Raw genomic sequence first — 16,781 nt, 5'->3', positions numbered from 1 at the left:
CGGCCTGCAAGAGCCGGCTGTCACCCGCGCGTTTGAAAAGCCGCCGCGCTGCCATTACACCCAGGGATCGACAAGCTTGCAGGGGAGGAGGCCGGATGCGCGCGGTGCTGGAGCAATTGGAGGAGCGGCGGGCCCAGGCCCGCTCGGGCGGCGGCGCGCGGCGCGTCGCGGCCCAGCATGCCAAGGGAAAGCTGACCGCGCGCGAAAGGCTGGACGTCCTCCTGGACCCGGACTCCTTCGAAGAGTTCGACATGTATGTCACCCACCGCGCGACCGATTTCGGCATGGCGCAGTCCAAGGTGCCGGGCGATGGCGTGGTGACCGGCTGGGGCACCATCAACGGCCGCCTCGTCTATGTCTTCTCGCAGGACTTTACCGTGCTCGGCGGCTCCCTGTCCGAGACGCACGCCCAGAAGATCTGCAAGATCATGGACATGGCCGTGCGCAACGGAGCGCCGGTTATCGGGCTGAACGATTCCGGCGGTGCGCGGATCCAGGAGGGGGTGGCCTCGCTCGCCGGCTATGCCGAGGTGTTCCGCCGCAACGCGGAGGCCTCCGGCATCGTGCCGCAGCTGTCCTTGGTCATGGGGCCTTGCGCAGGCGGCGCCGTCTACTCGCCGGCCATGACGGACTTCATCTTCATGGTGCGCGATTCCTCCTACATGTTCGTGACCGGGCCGGACGTCGTAAAGACGGTGACGAACGAAAGCGTGACCGCCGAGGCTCTGGGCGGCGCCGGCACGCACACCCGTATTTCCTCGGTTGCCGATGCCGCCTTCGAGAACGATGTGGAGGCGCTGGAGGCGGCACGCCGCTTCTTCGACTTCCTGCCGCTCAACAACCGCCAGCCAGTGCCGCAGCGCCCGAGCTTTGACGATCCGGCGCGGCTGGACATGCGGCTGGACACGCTCGTTCCCGACAGCGCCGCCCGCCCCTACGATATGCGCGAACTCGTGCTGGCGCTGGCCGATGACGGCGATTTCTTCGAGCTGCAGGCCGATTTTGCCGGCAACATCCTGATCGGCCTGATCCGGCTGGACGGGCAGACGGTGGGGGTCGTGGCCAACCAGCCGCTCGTGCTGGCCGGCTGCCTCGACATCGATTCCTCGCGCAAGGCCGCGCGCTTCGTGCGGTTCTGCGACGCGTTCTCCATTCCCATCCTGACCCTGGTCGATGTGCCCGGCTTCCTGCCCGGGACGGCGCAGGAGCATGGCGGGGTGATCAAGCACGGGGCCAAGCTGCTCTTCGCCTATAGCGAGGCGACGGTGCCCATGGTCACGGTGATCACGCGCAAGGCCTATGGCGGCGCCTACGACGTCATGGCATCCAAGCATATCGGCGCGGATGTGAACTATGCCTGGCCGACGGCGGAGATCGCGGTGATGGGCGCCAAGGGCGCAGCGGAAATCCTGTACCGCTCCGAACTGGCGGACCCCGACGCCATCGCCGCCCGCACAAGGGAATATGAGGCGCGGTTCGCCAACCCCTTCGTGGCGGCCGAACGCGGCTTCATCGACGAGGTGATCATGCCGCATTCGACCCGCCGCCGCGTGGTGCGCGCCTTCGCCATGCTGCGCGGCAAGCAGACCGAAACACGGTGGCGCAAGCACGACAACATACCGCTCTGAGCGCCTTCGGAAGGACATGGCATGGACCAGCAATGCATCGTCGCGGGGGGAGGGCCGGCCGGGCTGATGCTCGGCTACCTCCTGGCGCGGGCCGGGGTGCGGGTGACCGTGCTCGAAAAACATGCCGATTTCCTGCGCGACTTCCGGGGTGACACCATCCACCCCTCCACCCTGCAGCTCATGCGCGAACTGGGGCTGATCGACGGGCTCCTGGCATTGCCGCATACGCGGGCGGAGCGCCTGACGGCCGAGATCGGCGGCAAGTCCTTTACCGTGGCCGATTTCTCGAAGCTGCCGGTCGAGGACCGGTTCATCGCCTTCATGCCGCAATGGGACTTCCTCGATTTCCTCAGCCGCGAGGCGAGGGCCCTGCCAGGTTTCCGGCTGATCATGCAGGCGGAGGCCGGGGAGCTTGTCCTGGATGGTGATCGCGTGGTCGGGGTCCGCGCGCTCTGTGCGGGCGAGGCGGCGGAGTTCCGGGCGCCGCTGACCGTCGTGGCGCAGGGGCGCAACGGCGCCCTGCGCGCCCAGGCCGGCCTGAGCGCACAGTCCTTCGGCGCGCCGAGCGATGTCCTGTGGTTCCGCCTGTCCCACCAGCCGGGAGATCCCGCGCAGGCCATGGGCCATGCCGGGCCGCAGCAGGGGCTCGTCCTGATCGATCGCGGCGATTACTGGCAGTGCGGCTTCATCGTGCGCAAGGGCAGTTTCGAGGATCACCGCGCCGCCGGGCTGGAAGCCTTCCGCGCCGCTGTGGCGCGTCTGTCGCCCCTGCCGCCCGAGCGGCTGGCGGAGGTCACGAGCTGGGACGATGTCCACCTGCTCAGCGTGCGCATCGACAGGCTGGATCGCTGGTGGCGGCCGGGCCTCCTGTGCATCGGCGATGCCGCGCATGCCATGTCGCCGATCGGCGGCGTCGGGGTCAATCTTGCCATCCAGGACGCCGTGGCGGCCGCCAACATCCTGTCCGGCCCGCTGCGGGACGGGCGCCTGAAGGATAAGCACCTGGCGGCCGTGCAGGCGCGCCGCAGCTTCCCGACGCGGGCCACACAGCGCGTGCAGCTCATGATGCAGAAAGGCGCGAGCCGCCGGCGGGCGAAGGGCCCCGGCGCCGGGCCGCCGGGGTTTTTACGCCGGATCGCGCGCTGGCCTGTCCTGGCGCATCTGTCCGGCCGGCTGATCGGCATGGGCTTTCGCCCCGAACATCCGCGTGTCGGCCGCAAGCGCTGAAGCGCGGAGGTCAGAGTTCGGGGAGGGCCGCCTCGATCTCGGCGCGCATCGGCTCGAAATTGTCCGGCAGCATGAGGCGGGTTCCGAGCATGTCGACGGTTTCGTCCACGGTGAAACCGGGCCCGTCCGTCGCGATCTCGAAGAGGACATGCCCCGGTTCGCGCACGTAAATGGACTGGAAGTAGTTGCGCTCCCGCAGCTCGGTCGGCTCCAGGCCGAAATCGCGCTTCAGAGCCTCCGCCATGGCGGCCTGTTCCGCACCGTCCCGCGCCCGGAAGGCGATGTGATGGACCGTCCCGCCGCCCGATCGCGGCTTGAGGAACCCGCCGACGGCCCGCAGGTCGACGATGCCGCCGGCCGGGCTTCCGGGCAGGGCGTAGCGCGTGGTCGAAGCTTCGCTCGGCCCCCGCTCATAGCCGAAAACCTCCGTCAGGATGCGGGCCGTGGGTTCCGCCTCTTCCAGAAGCAGGCTGACGCTGTGGAGGCCGCGGATCGCGTGTTCGGCGCCGATCGGGGAGCCTTCCCAGGCCGGCACGGCGCCGTTTCCGGGAACGCTCGCCAGCGCCAGGCGGGTTCCGTGGACATCGCGGAAGGGCAGGACGGATTGCCCGAAGCGCTTTTCGATACTGTCGTGGACGACGCCCTTTTCCAGAAAGCGGTGCAGCCAGAAGCCGAGCGATTCCTCGGGCACGGATAGGACCGTTTCCTGCGTTTCGCCGACGCCCAGCCTGCCGGGTGCGACATGCTCCCAGGGAAAGAAGGTGATCAGGCTTCCGGGACTGCCGACCGCATCGCCATAATAGAGGTGGTAGCTCGTCGGATCGTCGTAATTGACCGTCCGCTTGACCAGGCGCATGCCGAGAATCTCGGTGTAGAAGGCAAGGTTCTGCCGGGCCTGGCCGGCGATGATCGAAACGTGGTGCAACGGGCTGTGCGTCATGGGGTCATCCGATGTCTTCAACGATACAACCCTAGCTTCAAACCCGCCAAAGGTCAGCACGGGTTTTCCTGCCGGCATGCGGTGGCTAGTCTGGCCGGGTCCGAATGCGACCGGTCCCGAAAGGCAGCCCGACCATGTCGACCCGCAATCTCGATGCGCTCTTCGCGCCGCGCGCCATCGCCCTGGTGGGCGCCAGCAACCGCTACCGCTCGGTGGGGGAGGTCCTGTCGCGCAACCTGTTCGCGGCCGGCTTCGAGGGGCCGGTCATGCCGGTGAACCCGCATGAAAAGGCGATCCGCTCGAGCGTCGCCTATCCCACGATCGAGGATCTGCCCACCGCCCCGGACCTTGCCGTCATCGCCACGCCGGCGGCGAGCGTGCCGGATATCGTCGCCCGGCTGGGTGCCAAGGGCTGCCGCGCGGCGGTCGTCATCTCCTCCGGCTTCGAGGATGCCGCGTTGCGCCGGGACCTCCTGGAGGCCGCGCGCCCGCACACTTTGCGCATCGTCGGCCCCAACTGCATCGGCTTCGTGTCGCCCCATGCGGGCATCAATGCCAGCTTCGCCCATCTGATGCCCAAGGCCGGCGATCTCGCCTTCGTCAGCCAGTCGGGCGCCATCGCCACGGCGGTGCTCGACTGGGCGGATGTGCGGGGCATCGGCTTCTCGCATGTCGTGTCGGTCGGCGACATGTGCGACGTGGATACCGGCGATCTCCTGGACTATCTGGCGCTCGACCCTCGGACGCGGGCGATCCTCCTTTATGTGGAAACCGTCACCGAGGCGCAGAAATTCATGTCTGCCGCGCGGCTGGCCGCCCGGACCAAGCCCGTCGTCGTCATCAAGGCGGGTCCGGACCGTGGCGGTGCGCCATCGCCGGCGCAGACGCCCATGGCGGCGCTGGCCAGCGGCGCGGACGTCTTTGCCGCGGCCTGCCGCCGCGCGGGCATGCTGCAGGTGGCCACGCTGCGCGAACTGTTCGAGGCGGTGGGGACGTTGGCCTCCGGCATCCGGCCGCGGGGCGACAGGCTCGCCATCCTGACCAATGGCGGCGGGGCGGCGATGCTGGCAGCCGATGCGGTGGGCCGCCATGGCGGGCGGCTCGCCCAACTGTCCGATGAGACGCGCGCGCGCCTTGCCGGCATCCTGCCGCAGGGCTGGATGCCGGGCGATCCGGTCGACATGCTTCGTGAGGCCGATGGCGCGCGCTATGCCGCGGCCCTGTCCGCCCTTCTGGAGGATCCGGGGCAGGACGCCGTCCTCGTCATGAATTGCCCCACCGCGATTGCCGACGGGGTGGAGGCCGCCCGCGCCACGCTCGACACGATGGCAGGCGAGCGTCGGCGCCCCGTCATCACCTGCTGGCTGGGGGAGCGGGCGGCACGCCAGTCACGGCGCCTCTTCGCCGACAAGGGCGTGCCCACTTACGATACGCCGGACGAGGCCGTGCGCGGCTTCATGCAGCTCGTCGCCTACCGGCACAACCAGGACATGCTGATGCAGACGCCGCCGGCCCTGGCCGACACGCCGGTGGACCGCGCCGCGGCCGATGCCGCACTGGCGGCGGCGCTCGCGGCCAAGCGGCGCATGCTCAGCGCGCCGGAAACCAACGCCTTCCTGGCGGCCTATGGCATTCCGGTCGCGGCCGGTGGCACCGCACCCGACCCGGACATGGCGGGCCGCATCGCCGAGCGGATCGGCGGCCCGGTCGCCCTGAAAATCCTGTCGCCCGACATCCTGCACAAATCGGATGTCGGCGGCGTCGTCCTGGAACTGGAGGGCGCTTCGGCGGTCGAGGACGCGGCCGGCCATATGCTGCGGCGCGTGGCCGAACTGCGACCGGATGCAAGGATCGACGGGTTTTCGATCCAGCGGATGATCCGGCGGGCCGGCGCGCACGAAATGCTGATCGGCCTTGCGCAGGATCCGACCTTCGGCCCCGTCCTGATGGTGGGCCAGGGCGGCACCGCGGCCGAAATCATCCGCGACCGGGCGGTGGGGCTGCCGCCGCTCAACATGCTCCTGGCGCGCGAGATGATCGGCCGCACGCGCGTCTCCCAGGCGCTCGGCCGCCATGGCGGGCGCGAGCCGGCCAATATCGACGCGCTGGCGGGCACGCTGGTCACCCTGTCGCAGATGCTGGTCAACCACCCCGAACTGGTGGAGCTGGACATCAACCCGCTGCTGGTCGATGCCGATGGCGTGGTGGCGCTCGACGCGCGGGTCATGATCGAACCGGCCGTCGGCGCCGGCCTGTCGCGCTTTGCGATCCTTCCCTATCCGCAGGCGCTGGAAGAGCGCGTGACGCTCAAGGGCGGGCGAGCCTTCGACCTTGCCCCGATCCGGCCCGAGGACGAGGGGGCGCTGATCGATATGCTGTCGCGCAGCGCTCCGGACGATATCCGCCTGCGCTTCTTCGCCCCCATCCAGAAGATCGGCCACGCCTTCGCGGCGCGGCTGACGCAGATCGACTACAGCCGGGAAATGGCTTTCGTCGCGCGCGAGGCCGGAACGGGCGACATTCTCGGCGCGGCGCGGATCATCACCGATGCCGAGGGGCTGGAGGGCGAATTCGGCATCATGGTCCGCTCGGACCAGAAGGGGCGTGGCCTCGGCCATGCCTTGATGCGCAAGATCCTGGACTATGCGCGGGCACGCGGCATGAAGCGCGTCTTCGCCGAAGTCCTGGCCGAAAACACGTCCATGCTGGCGCTGGCCCGCGAGCTCGGCTTCGTGCGGCGCCCGGCGGGGGATGACATGACCGTGCGGCGGGTGGAAATCGAGCTCTGACGGCACCATCTGCGGCAAGGTCCATCAGCGATCGCTTGCCCCGCAGGGCAGTGGCCCTTAATCGACCATCATCGCGTGGCATGAGCTGCGCGATCCCGTTCCCGCAAGCGTGAAGCCCGCAATGCCCCGTCTACGCACCCTGTTCGTCCTCGTCCTGTGCCTCGGTCTGGCAGGCGGCGGCGCCTATCTGGCACTGGGTGGCGGGGCGCCGGGCACCGCGGCGCAGCCGGCCACGCAAGTTGCGCGCCCGCTGGAACTGTCACCCGTCGAGGTGCAGCGCATCGAGCGGCAGGATGTCGCCCGGGAGCTGCGGATCACCGGCACACTGCGGCCGGCCCGCCGCACGGTCATGACCGCCCAGGTGTCCGGCATGATCGAGACGATCGACGTGAAGGTCGGCCAGGCGGTGGCCGCCGGCGACGTGCTCCTGCGCTTCGACCAGGCGCCCCTGGAAAGCGCGCTCGCGGCCCGCCGCGCCACGCGCGATGCGCTCCAGGCGCAGCTCCAGCTTGCCCAGACGGTATTGTCGCGCAGCAACCGGCTCGGCCAGAGCGGCATTTCGTCCGAGGCCGCCCGTCTGGAGGCAGAGGCCAATGTCGCCAATCTGACCGCCCAGCTTCGCGGCCTCGACGCCGAAGTGGCCGATGCCGAGCGCAATTTGGCCGATGGTACGGTCCGTGCGCCCTTCGACGGGATCGTGTCGGAGCGGCGCGTCGAGCCCGGCCAGTCGGTGGCGCAGAACACCGAGCTTCTGTCCCTGGTCGATCTGTCGCTGATGGAGGTCGAAGCCGGAGTGCCGGCCAGTTCCGTTGCCGCCATCGATATCGGCCAGAGTGCGGATTTCGTGGTCAACGGCGTGGAAAACCGGCGCTTCGACGCGCGGGTGGCGCGGATCGCGCCGACGGCGGTGGAAGGCTCGCGCACCGTGCGCGTCTACCTGGAAACCGACAATCCCGATTTCGTCCTGCGTGGCGGCATGTTCGCGACAGGGACCCTGCGGGCCGGCGAGCGCCAGGCGGTGATCCTGTTGCCGCAAAGCGCTATCCGCCGCGACGTGACGGGAGCCTATGTCCTGAAAGTGGTGGAGGGGACGGTGGCGCGCCAGGCGGTGGAGATCGCGCCGGACGTTCCGAAAAGCGGCATGGTCGAGGTGGCCGGCGGAATCGAGGAAGGCGACGTCGTCGTCACCGCGCCGCTCCCGGAGCTGATGCCCGACACGCCGATCCAGATCGGGGCCTGACGCTTCATGTTCCTCACCCGGATCAGCGTGGCCCAGCCGGTCTTCGCCACGATGATGATGCTGGCGATCCTTGTGATCGGGCTGTTTTCCTTCAACCGCCTCGGCGTCGACCTGTTCCCCGATGTTGACCTGCCGGTCGTCGTGGTGGTGACCAGCTATGAGGGCGCCGCGCCCGAGACGGTCGAGAACGAGGTGACGCGGCGCATCGAGACCGAAGTCAACACGATCGGCGGCATCGATACGATCACCTCCGACAGCTACGAAGGCCGGTCGGTCGTCATCATCCAGTTCGACCTCGATATCGATTCCCGCGCCGCCGCACAGGAGGTGCGGGACCGCGTGGCCCGGCTGGAGGCGGCCTTCCCCGATGCGGTGGACACGCCGCAGGTGACGCGCTTCAACCCGGACGACCAGCCGATCCTGTCGGTCGCCGTCTTTTCGGACAGCCGCGACCTGTCCGACATGACGACGCTGGCCGACCGCGTCATCGTCAACCGCCTGAGCGTCCTTCCGGGGGTCGGCCAGGTCACCATCGTCGGCGGCAGCGCCCGCCAGGTGCTGGTGATGATGGACCCCGAGCGGCTCGAGGCACGGGGCGTTTCGGTCAGCGCCGTGATGGACGCGATCCGCCGGGAGAACCGGGACCGGGCCGCCGGAACGCTCATCTCCGGCATCGGCCAGCGGATCGTCACCGTCGAGGGGCGGCTTGCCCAGGTGCTCGATTTCAACGACATCATCGTCGGCCAGGACAATGGCTACCCGATCTACCTGGCGGATGTTGCCCGCGTGGTCGATGGCGGGGCGGAGCTGACGAGCCGCGCCAGCTACAACGGCGTGCAGGCGCTCGGCGTGGACGTGGTCAAGGTGCAAGGGGCCAATACGGTGGCCGTCGCCCGGGACCTGCGGGCCGAGATCGACCGCCTGTCGACCGAGCTCGCGCCGGAGGGGTTGACCCTGTCGGTCAGCCGCGACAATTCCCGCCCGATCGCGCTGCAGGCGGCGGAGGTCCAGCGCACGCTGATCGAGGGCGGCGTCCTGACCGTGCTGATCGTATACCTGTTCCTCAATTCCTGGCGGTCCACTGTCATCACCGGGCTGACGCTGCCCATCTCGGTGATCGGAACCTTCGCCGTGATGTATTTCCTGGGCTTCACGCTCAACACCATGACGCTCATGGCCCTGTCCCTGTCGATCGGCATCCTGATCGACGATGCGATCGTGGTGCGCGAAAACATCACGCGGCACCTGCATATGGGCAAGAGCCACAAACAGGCGGCGCTCGACGGCACGAACGAGATCGGCCTGGCGGTCCTTGCCACCACGCTCTGCATCATCGCCGTGTTTCTGCCCGTCGCCTTCATGGGCGGCATCATCGGCCGCTTCTTCCTGCAATTCGGCGTCACCGTTTCGGTCGCGGTGCTCATCTCGCTCTTCGTTGCCTTCACGCTGGATCCCATGCTGTCCAGCGTCTGGTACGATCCGGCCTCGCGGCCCGAGCCTAAGCGCGGCCCGCTCGGGCGCGCCGTCGCCCGGTTCGACCGGGCCTTCGAGCGCCTGGCCGGCCGTTACCGCAGCGTCATCCACTGGAGCTTCCGGCACCGGTACCTGACCGTCTTCGTTGCCTTCGCGATCTTCATCGGCAGCCTGATGCTCGTGCCGCGCATCGGCGGCGAATTCCTGCCACCCAACGACAGCGGCGAATTCTCCATCTATGTCGAGGCGCCGCAGGGCTCGTCCCTCGACTACATGGCCGTGAAGGTGCAGCAGGTGGAAAAGGCGCTGCGGGAGTTCCCGGAGGTCGCCAGCTTCTACTCCACCGTCAATGCCGGCGGGGCCCGCGGCGTCAACGCCGCCAATGTGGCGGTGCAGCTCGTGCCCGCGCGCGAACGCAGCCTGACGACCATGGGCATGGCCGAGCCGATCCGCGCGCGCCTGGCCTCCATCGCCGGGCTGGAGATTTCCGTGAACCAGGATTCCATGGGCGGGGGCGGCGGCGCAGCGGCCAAGCCGTTGCAGGTCTCGGTCCTCGGCGATGGCGACGAAGCGCTGCGCGCCATCTCGGACCAGGTGAAGGCGCGGCTCGAAGCCATACCCGGCGCCGTGGAGGTCGAATCCTCGATCGACAATCAGCGCCCGACCTACGCCATCCGCGTGCGGCGGGAGGCGGCGAGCGATCTTGGCGTGTCCATCGAGGGCATCGGCGAGACGCTGCGGCCGCTGATCGCGGGCGATGCCATCTCCGTCTGGAACGCGCCCGATGGCGAAAGCTACGATGTGGTCGTGCGCCTGCCGCGCGAAGGGCGCGAAGTGGCCGACCAGCTCCGCAACCTCGCTTTGTCGACCGGACGCACGGCCGATGACGGCCGGCCGGTCACCGTGCTCCTGTCGCAGGTGGCCGATGTGGTGGAAAGCGTCGCCCCGGAATCCATCACCCGCAAGGACCTCTCGCGGGAGATCCGCATCTCGGCCAATGTGGCGGGCCGCCCCTTGGGGGAGGTGAGTTCGGCCCTCTCCACGGCTATCGCCGATATCGAACTGCCGGCCGGCTACCGCATCACCTTCGGCGGCGAGGCGGAGGACATGGCCGAAAGCGCCGGCTATGCGCTGGAGGCGCTCGTCCTGGCAGTGGTGTTCATCTACCTGGTCCTGGCCTCGCAGTTCGGATCCTTCATCCAGCCGCTGGCCATCATGATGACGCTGCCGCTGTCGCTGATCGGCGTTCTTTTGGCGCTGCTCGTCACCGGTTCGACGCTGAACATCTTCTCCATCATCGGCTTCATCATGCTGATGGGGCTCGTCACCAAGAACGCGATCCTCCTGGTGGACTATTCCAACCAGGCGCGGGCGCGCGGCCTGTCCCTGAAGGACAGCCTTGCCGAAGCCGGCGCGGTGCGGCTGCGGCCCATCGTCATGACCACGCTGGCCATGATCTTCGGCATGCTGCCGCTGGCGCTCGGCCTGGGTGAAGGGGGCGCGCAGCGTGCGCCCATGGCGCATGCGGTGATCGGCGGCCTGATTTCGTCGACGCTTCTGACGCTGATCTTCGTGCCGGTTATCCTGACCTTCCTGGACGGGATGGCGCGTCGCCTGTCGCGCCGCCTGCCGAAGGCGCCGGACGATATGCATCAGCCGGGCCACGCCTGACGGCGGCTGCCGCCTCCGCCCGCTCCCGCTCGATCAAGGCGCGCTTGCGCTCCACGCCCCAGCGATAGCCCGACAAGGCGCCATCACCGCGCACGACGCGGTGACAGGGTATGGCGACGGCCAGGCAGTTGCCGGCGCAGGCGCGTGCGACGGCGCGGGCCGAGCCCGGCGCGCCGATCCGTTCGGCAAGCTCTGCGTAACTCAAGGTCTCGCCCGCCGGTATGCTTGCCATGGCGCTCCAGACGCGTTCCTGGAAGACCGTGCCGCGAATGTCGAGCGACAGGCCCTGCGCATCGCCGCCCGGCCGCTCGACGAGGGCCGCCACGCGGTCGATCAGCGCCGCAAGATCCGGGCCGGCGGGCTCCAGCACCGCCTTGGGAAAACGGGCGGCCATGCGCGGCAGGATTTCGTCCAGCGTGCCGAACTCGATCAGGCAGACCCCCCGCTCGCTGGCCGCGACGGTCACCGGGCCAAGGCTCGCCTGTGTCTGCGCATAACGGATCACTTCCCCGGCGGCGCCCTTGCGCAGCGTGGCGGGCGCCATGCCGAGCGCGCCCGTGTCGGCATAGGCCCGCGAGCTCGCGCCGAAGCCTGCCGCATAAATGGCTTGTGTCACGCTGTCGGCCTTCGGGAGCGTGGCGCGCAGCCGTTCCTTCCGCCGCGCCATGGCATATTGCTTGGGCGTCAGTCCCACATGGCTGCGGAACAGGCGCAGGAAATGCCAGCGGCTGTAGCCCGCCTGCGCCGCAAGGGCGGCAAGGTCGGGTTCCGCCTCGGCCGTGTCCAGGCGCGCGCAGGCTGCCGCCACCACGGCGTGCGCCGCATCGTGCGGCGGTGCCTCCGGGCGGCAGCGCAGGCATGGCCGGAAGCCATGGGCCGCAGCTTCCTGCGCGGTCGGAAAGAAGGCCACGTTCTCCCGCCGCTTCGGGCGCGACGGGCAGCTCGGCCGGCAGAAGATGCCGGTCGTGCGCACGGCATAGACGAAATCGCCGTCACGGCCCGCATCGCGCGTTTGGACGGCCTGCCAGAGTCGATCCGTATCCTGCATCATCTTGGCCCCCGGTTTCGATCATGGCAGACAGTGCCGTCAAACGGAACGATCGATCATCCCGGATCTTGCGGTCGAATTTTGAGGCGGGCGGGAGAGGGCGGGCTTCACACGCGGTTTGAGCCCATGCAGGCCAGGCCCGCTCCGCGCCCGTGCGGCTTGTAATGGCCTCGCCGCTCAGGACGATCGTACAGGCGCCGTCCGCAACGGCGCCGTGAAGGAGCATGTCCAAGCCAGCAGCGCGATCCGATCCTGCGCAAAGCGGCGGACGGTCTCCCGCAGCGCCACGATGTCGGGATCAGGCCCGAATGTCAGCCCGACCTCCTACATGCGCGGCTTCGGCCGCTAATGGCGCCATGGCCGCATCGTGCAGCCCGGCCAGGCCGACGCTCCGGCGCACCATGTCGACGTAGATCGTCTCGATGTCGTCGATCCCCAGCCGGCCCCCCGCCCGATACCAGGTGGTCACCCCGGTCAGCATGGCGATAATCGCGCGGCTGGCCACCGCGGCATCCTGCACCACGAAACAGGGCGCACCGGCGGCCAGGATGGCGCGCAGATGGCCTTCATATGTGCGCCGCAGGGCCTCGACCTCCGCATAATTCTGCGGCTCCAGGCTGCGCAGCTCCATATAGGCGATGAAGACCGCATCGGGCTTTTCGAAGTGGAAGCGGATATGGAAGCGCGCAAAACCGGTCAGCCGATCGGCCGGCGTGCCGAGCGGATCGTCGAAGGCGGCCCAGCCGGCCAGAAGGTCGTCCATATGGCCGACGAGGAGATCGCGCAGAATATCCTGCTTGGTCGGGAAGTGATTGTACAGGCCGCCGACGCGCAGCCCGACGGCCTCTGCGATATCGCGCATGGACACCGCCGCATAGCCCCGTGCTGCAAAGAGCCGCTCGGCATGGCGCCGGATGCTGTCTGCGGTCTTGGAGCCCTTCGACACGCTTTGCCTGCTAACAAATGATCGTTCGTTCATTTTATTCCACGTCTTCGACCTGTCAATCGGCGGCACGATGATTACCCTAGCGTGCATGGAACAGGGAGCTTTGACCATGGATGGAAAGCGACAGACCGACAGCCAGCGCCCGCTCGGACCGCAAGAGGCCGATCTGATCGACCGCTACTGGAAGGCCGCCAACTACCTGTCCGTTGGCCAGATTTATCTGATGGCCAACCCGCTTCTGAAGGCGCCGCTGAAGGCCGACCACGTGAAGGCGCGGCTGCTCGGACATTGGGGCACCACGCCCGGCCTGAACTTCATCTACGCCCATCTGAACCGGGTCATCCGGGCGCGCGACGCGCAGGTGCTCTATGTCTGTGGCCCTGGGCATGGCGGGCCGGGCATGGTCGCCAACACCTACCTCGAAGGCACCTACAGCGAGATCTACCCGGACGTCCCGCAAACCGAGGCGGGGATGGGCAAGCTGTTCCGGCAGTTCTCCTTCCCCGGCGGCATTCCGAGCCATGCCGCGCCGGAAACGCCGGGCTCCATCCATGAAGGCGGAGAGCTCGGCTATGCCCTGCTGCATGCCTTCGGCGCGGCCTTCGACAATCCCGACCTGACGGTCGCCTGCGTGGTCGGCGACGGAGAGGCGGAGACGGGGCCGCTTTCGGGCTCGTGGCAATCCATCAAGTTCGTCAATCCGGCGCGCGACGGCGCCGTCCTGCCCATTCTGCATCTGAACGGCTACAAAATCGCCAACCCGACCGTGTTCGGCCGCATGGACGATGCCGATATCGCCAAGATCTTCGAAGGCTTCGGCTATGATCCGATCTTCGTCTGCGGCAGCGAGCCGGAACCCATGCACCAGGCCATGGCCGCGGCGCTGGACGCGGCTTTCGACGCCATCGAGGCGATCCGCCGCGCGCATCGAGGCGAAGGTGCTGGCGCCAGCGGGGCGGGATCCGTGCCCCGATGGCCGATGATCGTCCTGCGCAGCCCGAAGGGCTGGACCGGCCCCAAAGAGGTCGACGGCCTGAAGGTCGAGGGCTTCTGGCGCTCCCACCAGGTGCCCCTGTCGGCCGTGAAGACCAACCCGGAGCATCTGCGGCTCCTGGAGGCGTGGATGCGCAGCTACGCGCCGCAGACACTCTTCGACGGTGACGGCCGCCTGATGCCGGAGCTGCGCGCCCTGGCGCCGGACGGCGAACGGCGCATGGGCGCCATTCCGGTGGCCAATGGGGGCCGCCTGCGGCGCGAGCTCGTCATGCCCGATTATCGCAGCCTCGCCGTCGAGATCGAGCGCCCGGGCAGCGTGCAGGCCGAATCGACGCGGATCATGGGCAAGCTGGTGGCAAAGATCGCCGAGCTGAACGCAGGGACAGCCAATTTCCGGCTGTTCGGACCGGACGAGACGGCCTCCAACCGACTGGATGCGATCTTCGAGGTGACCGACCGCGTCTGGATGGAGCAGCTCAAGCCCTATGATGTCCATCTGGCGCCCGAGGGGCGGGTGATGGAGGTCCTGTCCGAACATTGCTGCCAAGGCTGGCTCGAAGGCTACCTCCTCACCGGGCGGCACGGGCTCTTCTCCTGCTACGAGGCTTTCATCCACATCGTGGATTCCATGTTCAACCAGCATGCCAAGTGGTTGAAGGTCAGTCGCGAGCTGCCCTGGCGGGCGCCCATTTCCTCCTTGAACTACCTTCTGACGAGCCATGTCTGGCGGCAGGATCACAACGGCTTTTCCCACCAGGATCCGGGCTTCGTGGATCTGGTCGCCAACAAGAAGGCCGAGATCGTGCGGATCTACCTGCCGCCGGACGCCAATACGCTCCTGTGGGTCACCGACCATTGCCTGCGCACCTACGATAGGATCAACGTAATCGTGGCCGGCAAGCAGCCGGCCCCGCAATGGTTGTCCATGGATGCGGCCATCGCCCATTGCGAGGCGGGGATCGGTACCTGGGACTGGGCCGGGACGGAGGATGGCGCGGAGCCGGATGTCGTCATGGCCTCGGCGGGCGACGTGCCGACGCTGGAGTCCCTGGCGGCGGTGGACCTTCTGCGCCAGCATGTGCCGGACCTGAAGATCCGCGTCGTCAATGTCGTGGATCTCATGGCGCTTCAGCCGGAATCCGAGCATCCGCACGGCCTGCCGGACGACAAGTTCGACGCGCTCTTCACGCGGGACAAGCCGGTGATCTTCGCCTATCACGGCTATCCTTACCTGATCCACCGGCTGACCTACGCCAGGGCCAACCACGCCAATATGCATGTGCGCGGCTTCAAGGAGGAGGGGACGACCACGACGCCTTTCGACATGGTGGTGATGAACGAGCTCGACCGGTTCCACCTGGCGCTGGAGGTCATCCGCCGTGTGCCCGGCCTTTCGGAACGGGCGGCCGGCGCAGCCGAGGCTTTCCGCGACAAGCTGGCCGAACATGAGCGCTACACGCGCGAATATGGCGAGGACATGCCCGAGATCGCTGAGTGGGGCTGGTCCTACGACACGGCGGCCCGGACGGGCGACTGACCACGCCCGGTCGGTGGCGCATCACGCCTCGAAGACGTGATGCTCCACCTTGCCGTCGAAAAGGGTCAGCAGCTCGGCCGTCACGGCGCGGCTTTCCATCCGGATCGGATCGGCCAGGGCGTGCTGCAGTGCGCCCCAGTCGTCGAAGCGCATGGACAGGACCAGCGGGATCGGCGGCGCGCCGTCGTCGCGGGCGCGCTCGAACTGGATGGAGAGGTCCCGCAGCCCGGGAAAGCGCAGCCACATGGGCTTGAGCCGTTCCAGGACGAAGGCTTCAAACGCCTGCTCGTGCCCGGGATGGATGGTGCCGCGGAAAAAGGCCATGCGCACGATCATGCGCTCACCCCTCCAGTCATGAGCTGTGCCGTGACCGATTGGGGCGGCAACCGCCCCGCATAGAAGGCCGCCAGATTGTCGATGACGATCCGGCCCATATCCTGCCGCGTCTCCAGCGTTGCACTGCCCTGGTGCGGCGCCAGCAGCACCGTGTCGAGGCCGGCGAAGCGTCGGTCGATGGCAGGCTCGTTGCGGAAAACGTCGAGCCCGGCGCCGCCGATCCGCCCCGACGACAGGGCCTCGATCAGCGCGTCCTCGTCTACGACGCTGCCGCGCGCCACGTTGATGAGAATACCCTCCGGCCCGAGCGCGTTCAGGATGGCGGCATCGACCATGCCGTCCGTCGCCGCGCCGGCAGCCAGTGTCACGATCAGGGCATCGCAGGCGCTCGCCAGCGCGTGCGGGCTTTGCTCACGCTCCCAATGGGCCGGAACCTCGAGCGGGGAGCGGTTCCAGTAGGCGATCCTGGCGTCGAAGGCATCGAGCCGCCGCGCCACGGCGCGGCCGATCTGCCCAAGGCCCAGTATGCCGACCCTTCGCCCCGCAAGGCGGCGCCCCAGCGCTGGCGGGGCGCCCCGGCCCCATTGGCCTGCCCGCACGAGCCGGTCGCCCTGGCCGATGCGCCGCAGCACGCCGATCAGCAGTCCCAGCGCCATATCGGCGACATCGCCGGTCAGGACGCCGGGCGTCGTCGTCACATGGATGCCGGCCCTGGCAGCGGCGGCCAGATCGACCTTGTCGGTGCCCACGCCGTTGATGGCGACGAGGCCGAGCGATGGGAGCCTGGCCATGAGGTCCGGCGCCAGGCCGGTTCCGCCGCCGGTGACGACAGACCGGATCTGCGGCAGGCTCGCGGCGAGGCGCTCGGCATCCGCGGCCGCAAACAGGCGCAGCACGTCGTAGGCCGCATCGAGCGCGGCTTCCACGGTGTCGAGCATGGGCTCGACGAG

At 68.3% G+C, this 16,781-nt stretch carries 11 protein-coding genes; 6 read left to right on the top strand and 5 right to left on the bottom strand.

The features are described from left to right. The first annotated feature begins 95 nt into the window (after positions 1 to 95). Together AUL30_RS13185 and AUL30_RS13180 are read left to right on the top strand one after the other, a co-directional pair. The gene (locus AUL30_RS13185) at positions 96 to 1,628 is read left to right on the top strand and encodes an acyl-CoA carboxylase subunit beta (RefSeq protein WP_062228357.1); all 1,533 of its coding nucleotides are present in this window, start codon (positions 96 to 98) and stop codon (positions 1,626 to 1,628) included. 21 nt (positions 1,629 to 1,649) lie between these two features. Next, positions 1,650 to 2,855 carry an FAD-dependent oxidoreductase gene (locus AUL30_RS13180; RefSeq protein ID WP_062228356.1) on the top strand — a complete coding sequence of 402 codons (1,206 nt, stop codon included), beginning with the start codon at positions 1,650 to 1,652 and terminating at the stop codon, positions 2,853 to 2,855. A 10-nt stretch (positions 2,856 to 2,865) separates the two neighbouring features. Here the strand turns inward: AUL30_RS13180 and AUL30_RS13175 are convergent, their stop codons facing one another. Then, entirely contained in the window at positions 2,866 to 3,795 is a 930-nt protein-coding gene (locus tag AUL30_RS13175) for a ring-cleaving dioxygenase (protein ID WP_062228355.1), read from the bottom strand. Between the two features lie 134 nt (positions 3,796 to 3,929). On the opposite strand from AUL30_RS13175, the gene AUL30_RS13170 reads away from it, so the two are divergent. From AUL30_RS13170 to AUL30_RS13160, 3 genes are all read left to right on the top strand, one after another. Next, positions 3,930 to 6,584, top strand: a complete 2,655-nt coding sequence (locus AUL30_RS13170) for a bifunctional acetate--CoA ligase family protein/GNAT family N-acetyltransferase (RefSeq protein ID WP_062228354.1) — start codon at positions 3,930 to 3,932, stop codon at positions 6,582 to 6,584. A 121-nt stretch (positions 6,585 to 6,705) separates the two neighbouring features. Beyond that, a complete protein-coding gene (locus AUL30_RS13165) occupies positions 6,706 to 7,824 on the top strand; it encodes an efflux RND transporter periplasmic adaptor subunit (protein WP_062228353.1) in 1,119 nt (372 codons plus the stop codon). A 6-nt stretch (positions 7,825 to 7,830) separates the two neighbouring features. After that, positions 7,831 to 10,968 (top strand): efflux RND transporter permease subunit, encoded by a 3,138-nt coding sequence (locus AUL30_RS13160; protein WP_062228352.1) that lies wholly within the window; start codon positions 7,831 to 7,833, stop codon positions 10,966 to 10,968. Here the strand turns inward: AUL30_RS13160 and ada are convergent. Both ada and AUL30_RS13150 read right to left on the bottom strand, forming a co-directional pair. Then, positions 10,877 to 12,019, bottom strand: a complete 1,143-nt coding sequence (gene ada / locus AUL30_RS13155) for a bifunctional DNA-binding transcriptional regulator/O6-methylguanine-DNA methyltransferase Ada (protein ID WP_083507923.1) — start codon at positions 12,017 to 12,019, stop codon at positions 10,877 to 10,879. The genes AUL30_RS13160 and ada overlap by 92 nt on opposite strands. 295 nt (positions 12,020 to 12,314) lie before the next feature. Further along, positions 12,315 to 12,962: a TetR/AcrR family transcriptional regulator gene (locus AUL30_RS13150; protein ID WP_244490822.1), complete on the bottom strand. Its 648-nt coding sequence runs from the start codon at positions 12,960 to 12,962 to the stop codon at positions 12,315 to 12,317. 109 nt (positions 12,963 to 13,071) lie between these two features. Here AUL30_RS13150 and AUL30_RS13145 point away from each other — a divergent pair, with 109 nt between their 5' ends. Continuing rightward, on the top strand, positions 13,072 to 15,495 hold the full coding sequence (locus AUL30_RS13145) for a phosphoketolase family protein (RefSeq protein ID WP_062228351.1): 2,424 nt from the start codon (positions 13,072 to 13,074) through the stop codon (positions 15,493 to 15,495). Between the two features lie 21 nt (positions 15,496 to 15,516). On the opposite strand, the gene AUL30_RS13140 is transcribed toward AUL30_RS13145, so the two are convergent. Beyond that, positions 15,517 to 15,831 (bottom strand): hypothetical protein, encoded by a 315-nt coding sequence (locus AUL30_RS13140; RefSeq protein WP_062228350.1) that lies wholly within the window; start codon positions 15,829 to 15,831, stop codon positions 15,517 to 15,519. After that, positions 15,828 to 16,769, bottom strand: coding sequence for a 2-hydroxyacid dehydrogenase (locus tag AUL30_RS13135; protein WP_244490839.1), 942 nt, complete (start codon positions 16,767 to 16,769; stop codon positions 15,828 to 15,830). Before AUL30_RS13135 ends, AUL30_RS13140 begins: the two co-directional genes overlap by 4 nt. Between the last annotated feature and the right edge of the window lie 12 nt (positions 16,770 to 16,781).

This window comes from Aureimonas frigidaquae (assembly GCF_001463905.1).
Lineage (GTDB): Bacteria > Pseudomonadota > Alphaproteobacteria > Rhizobiales > Rhizobiaceae > Aureimonas > Aureimonas frigidaquae.
This window is presented reverse-complemented; position numbering and strand designations above follow the sequence as displayed.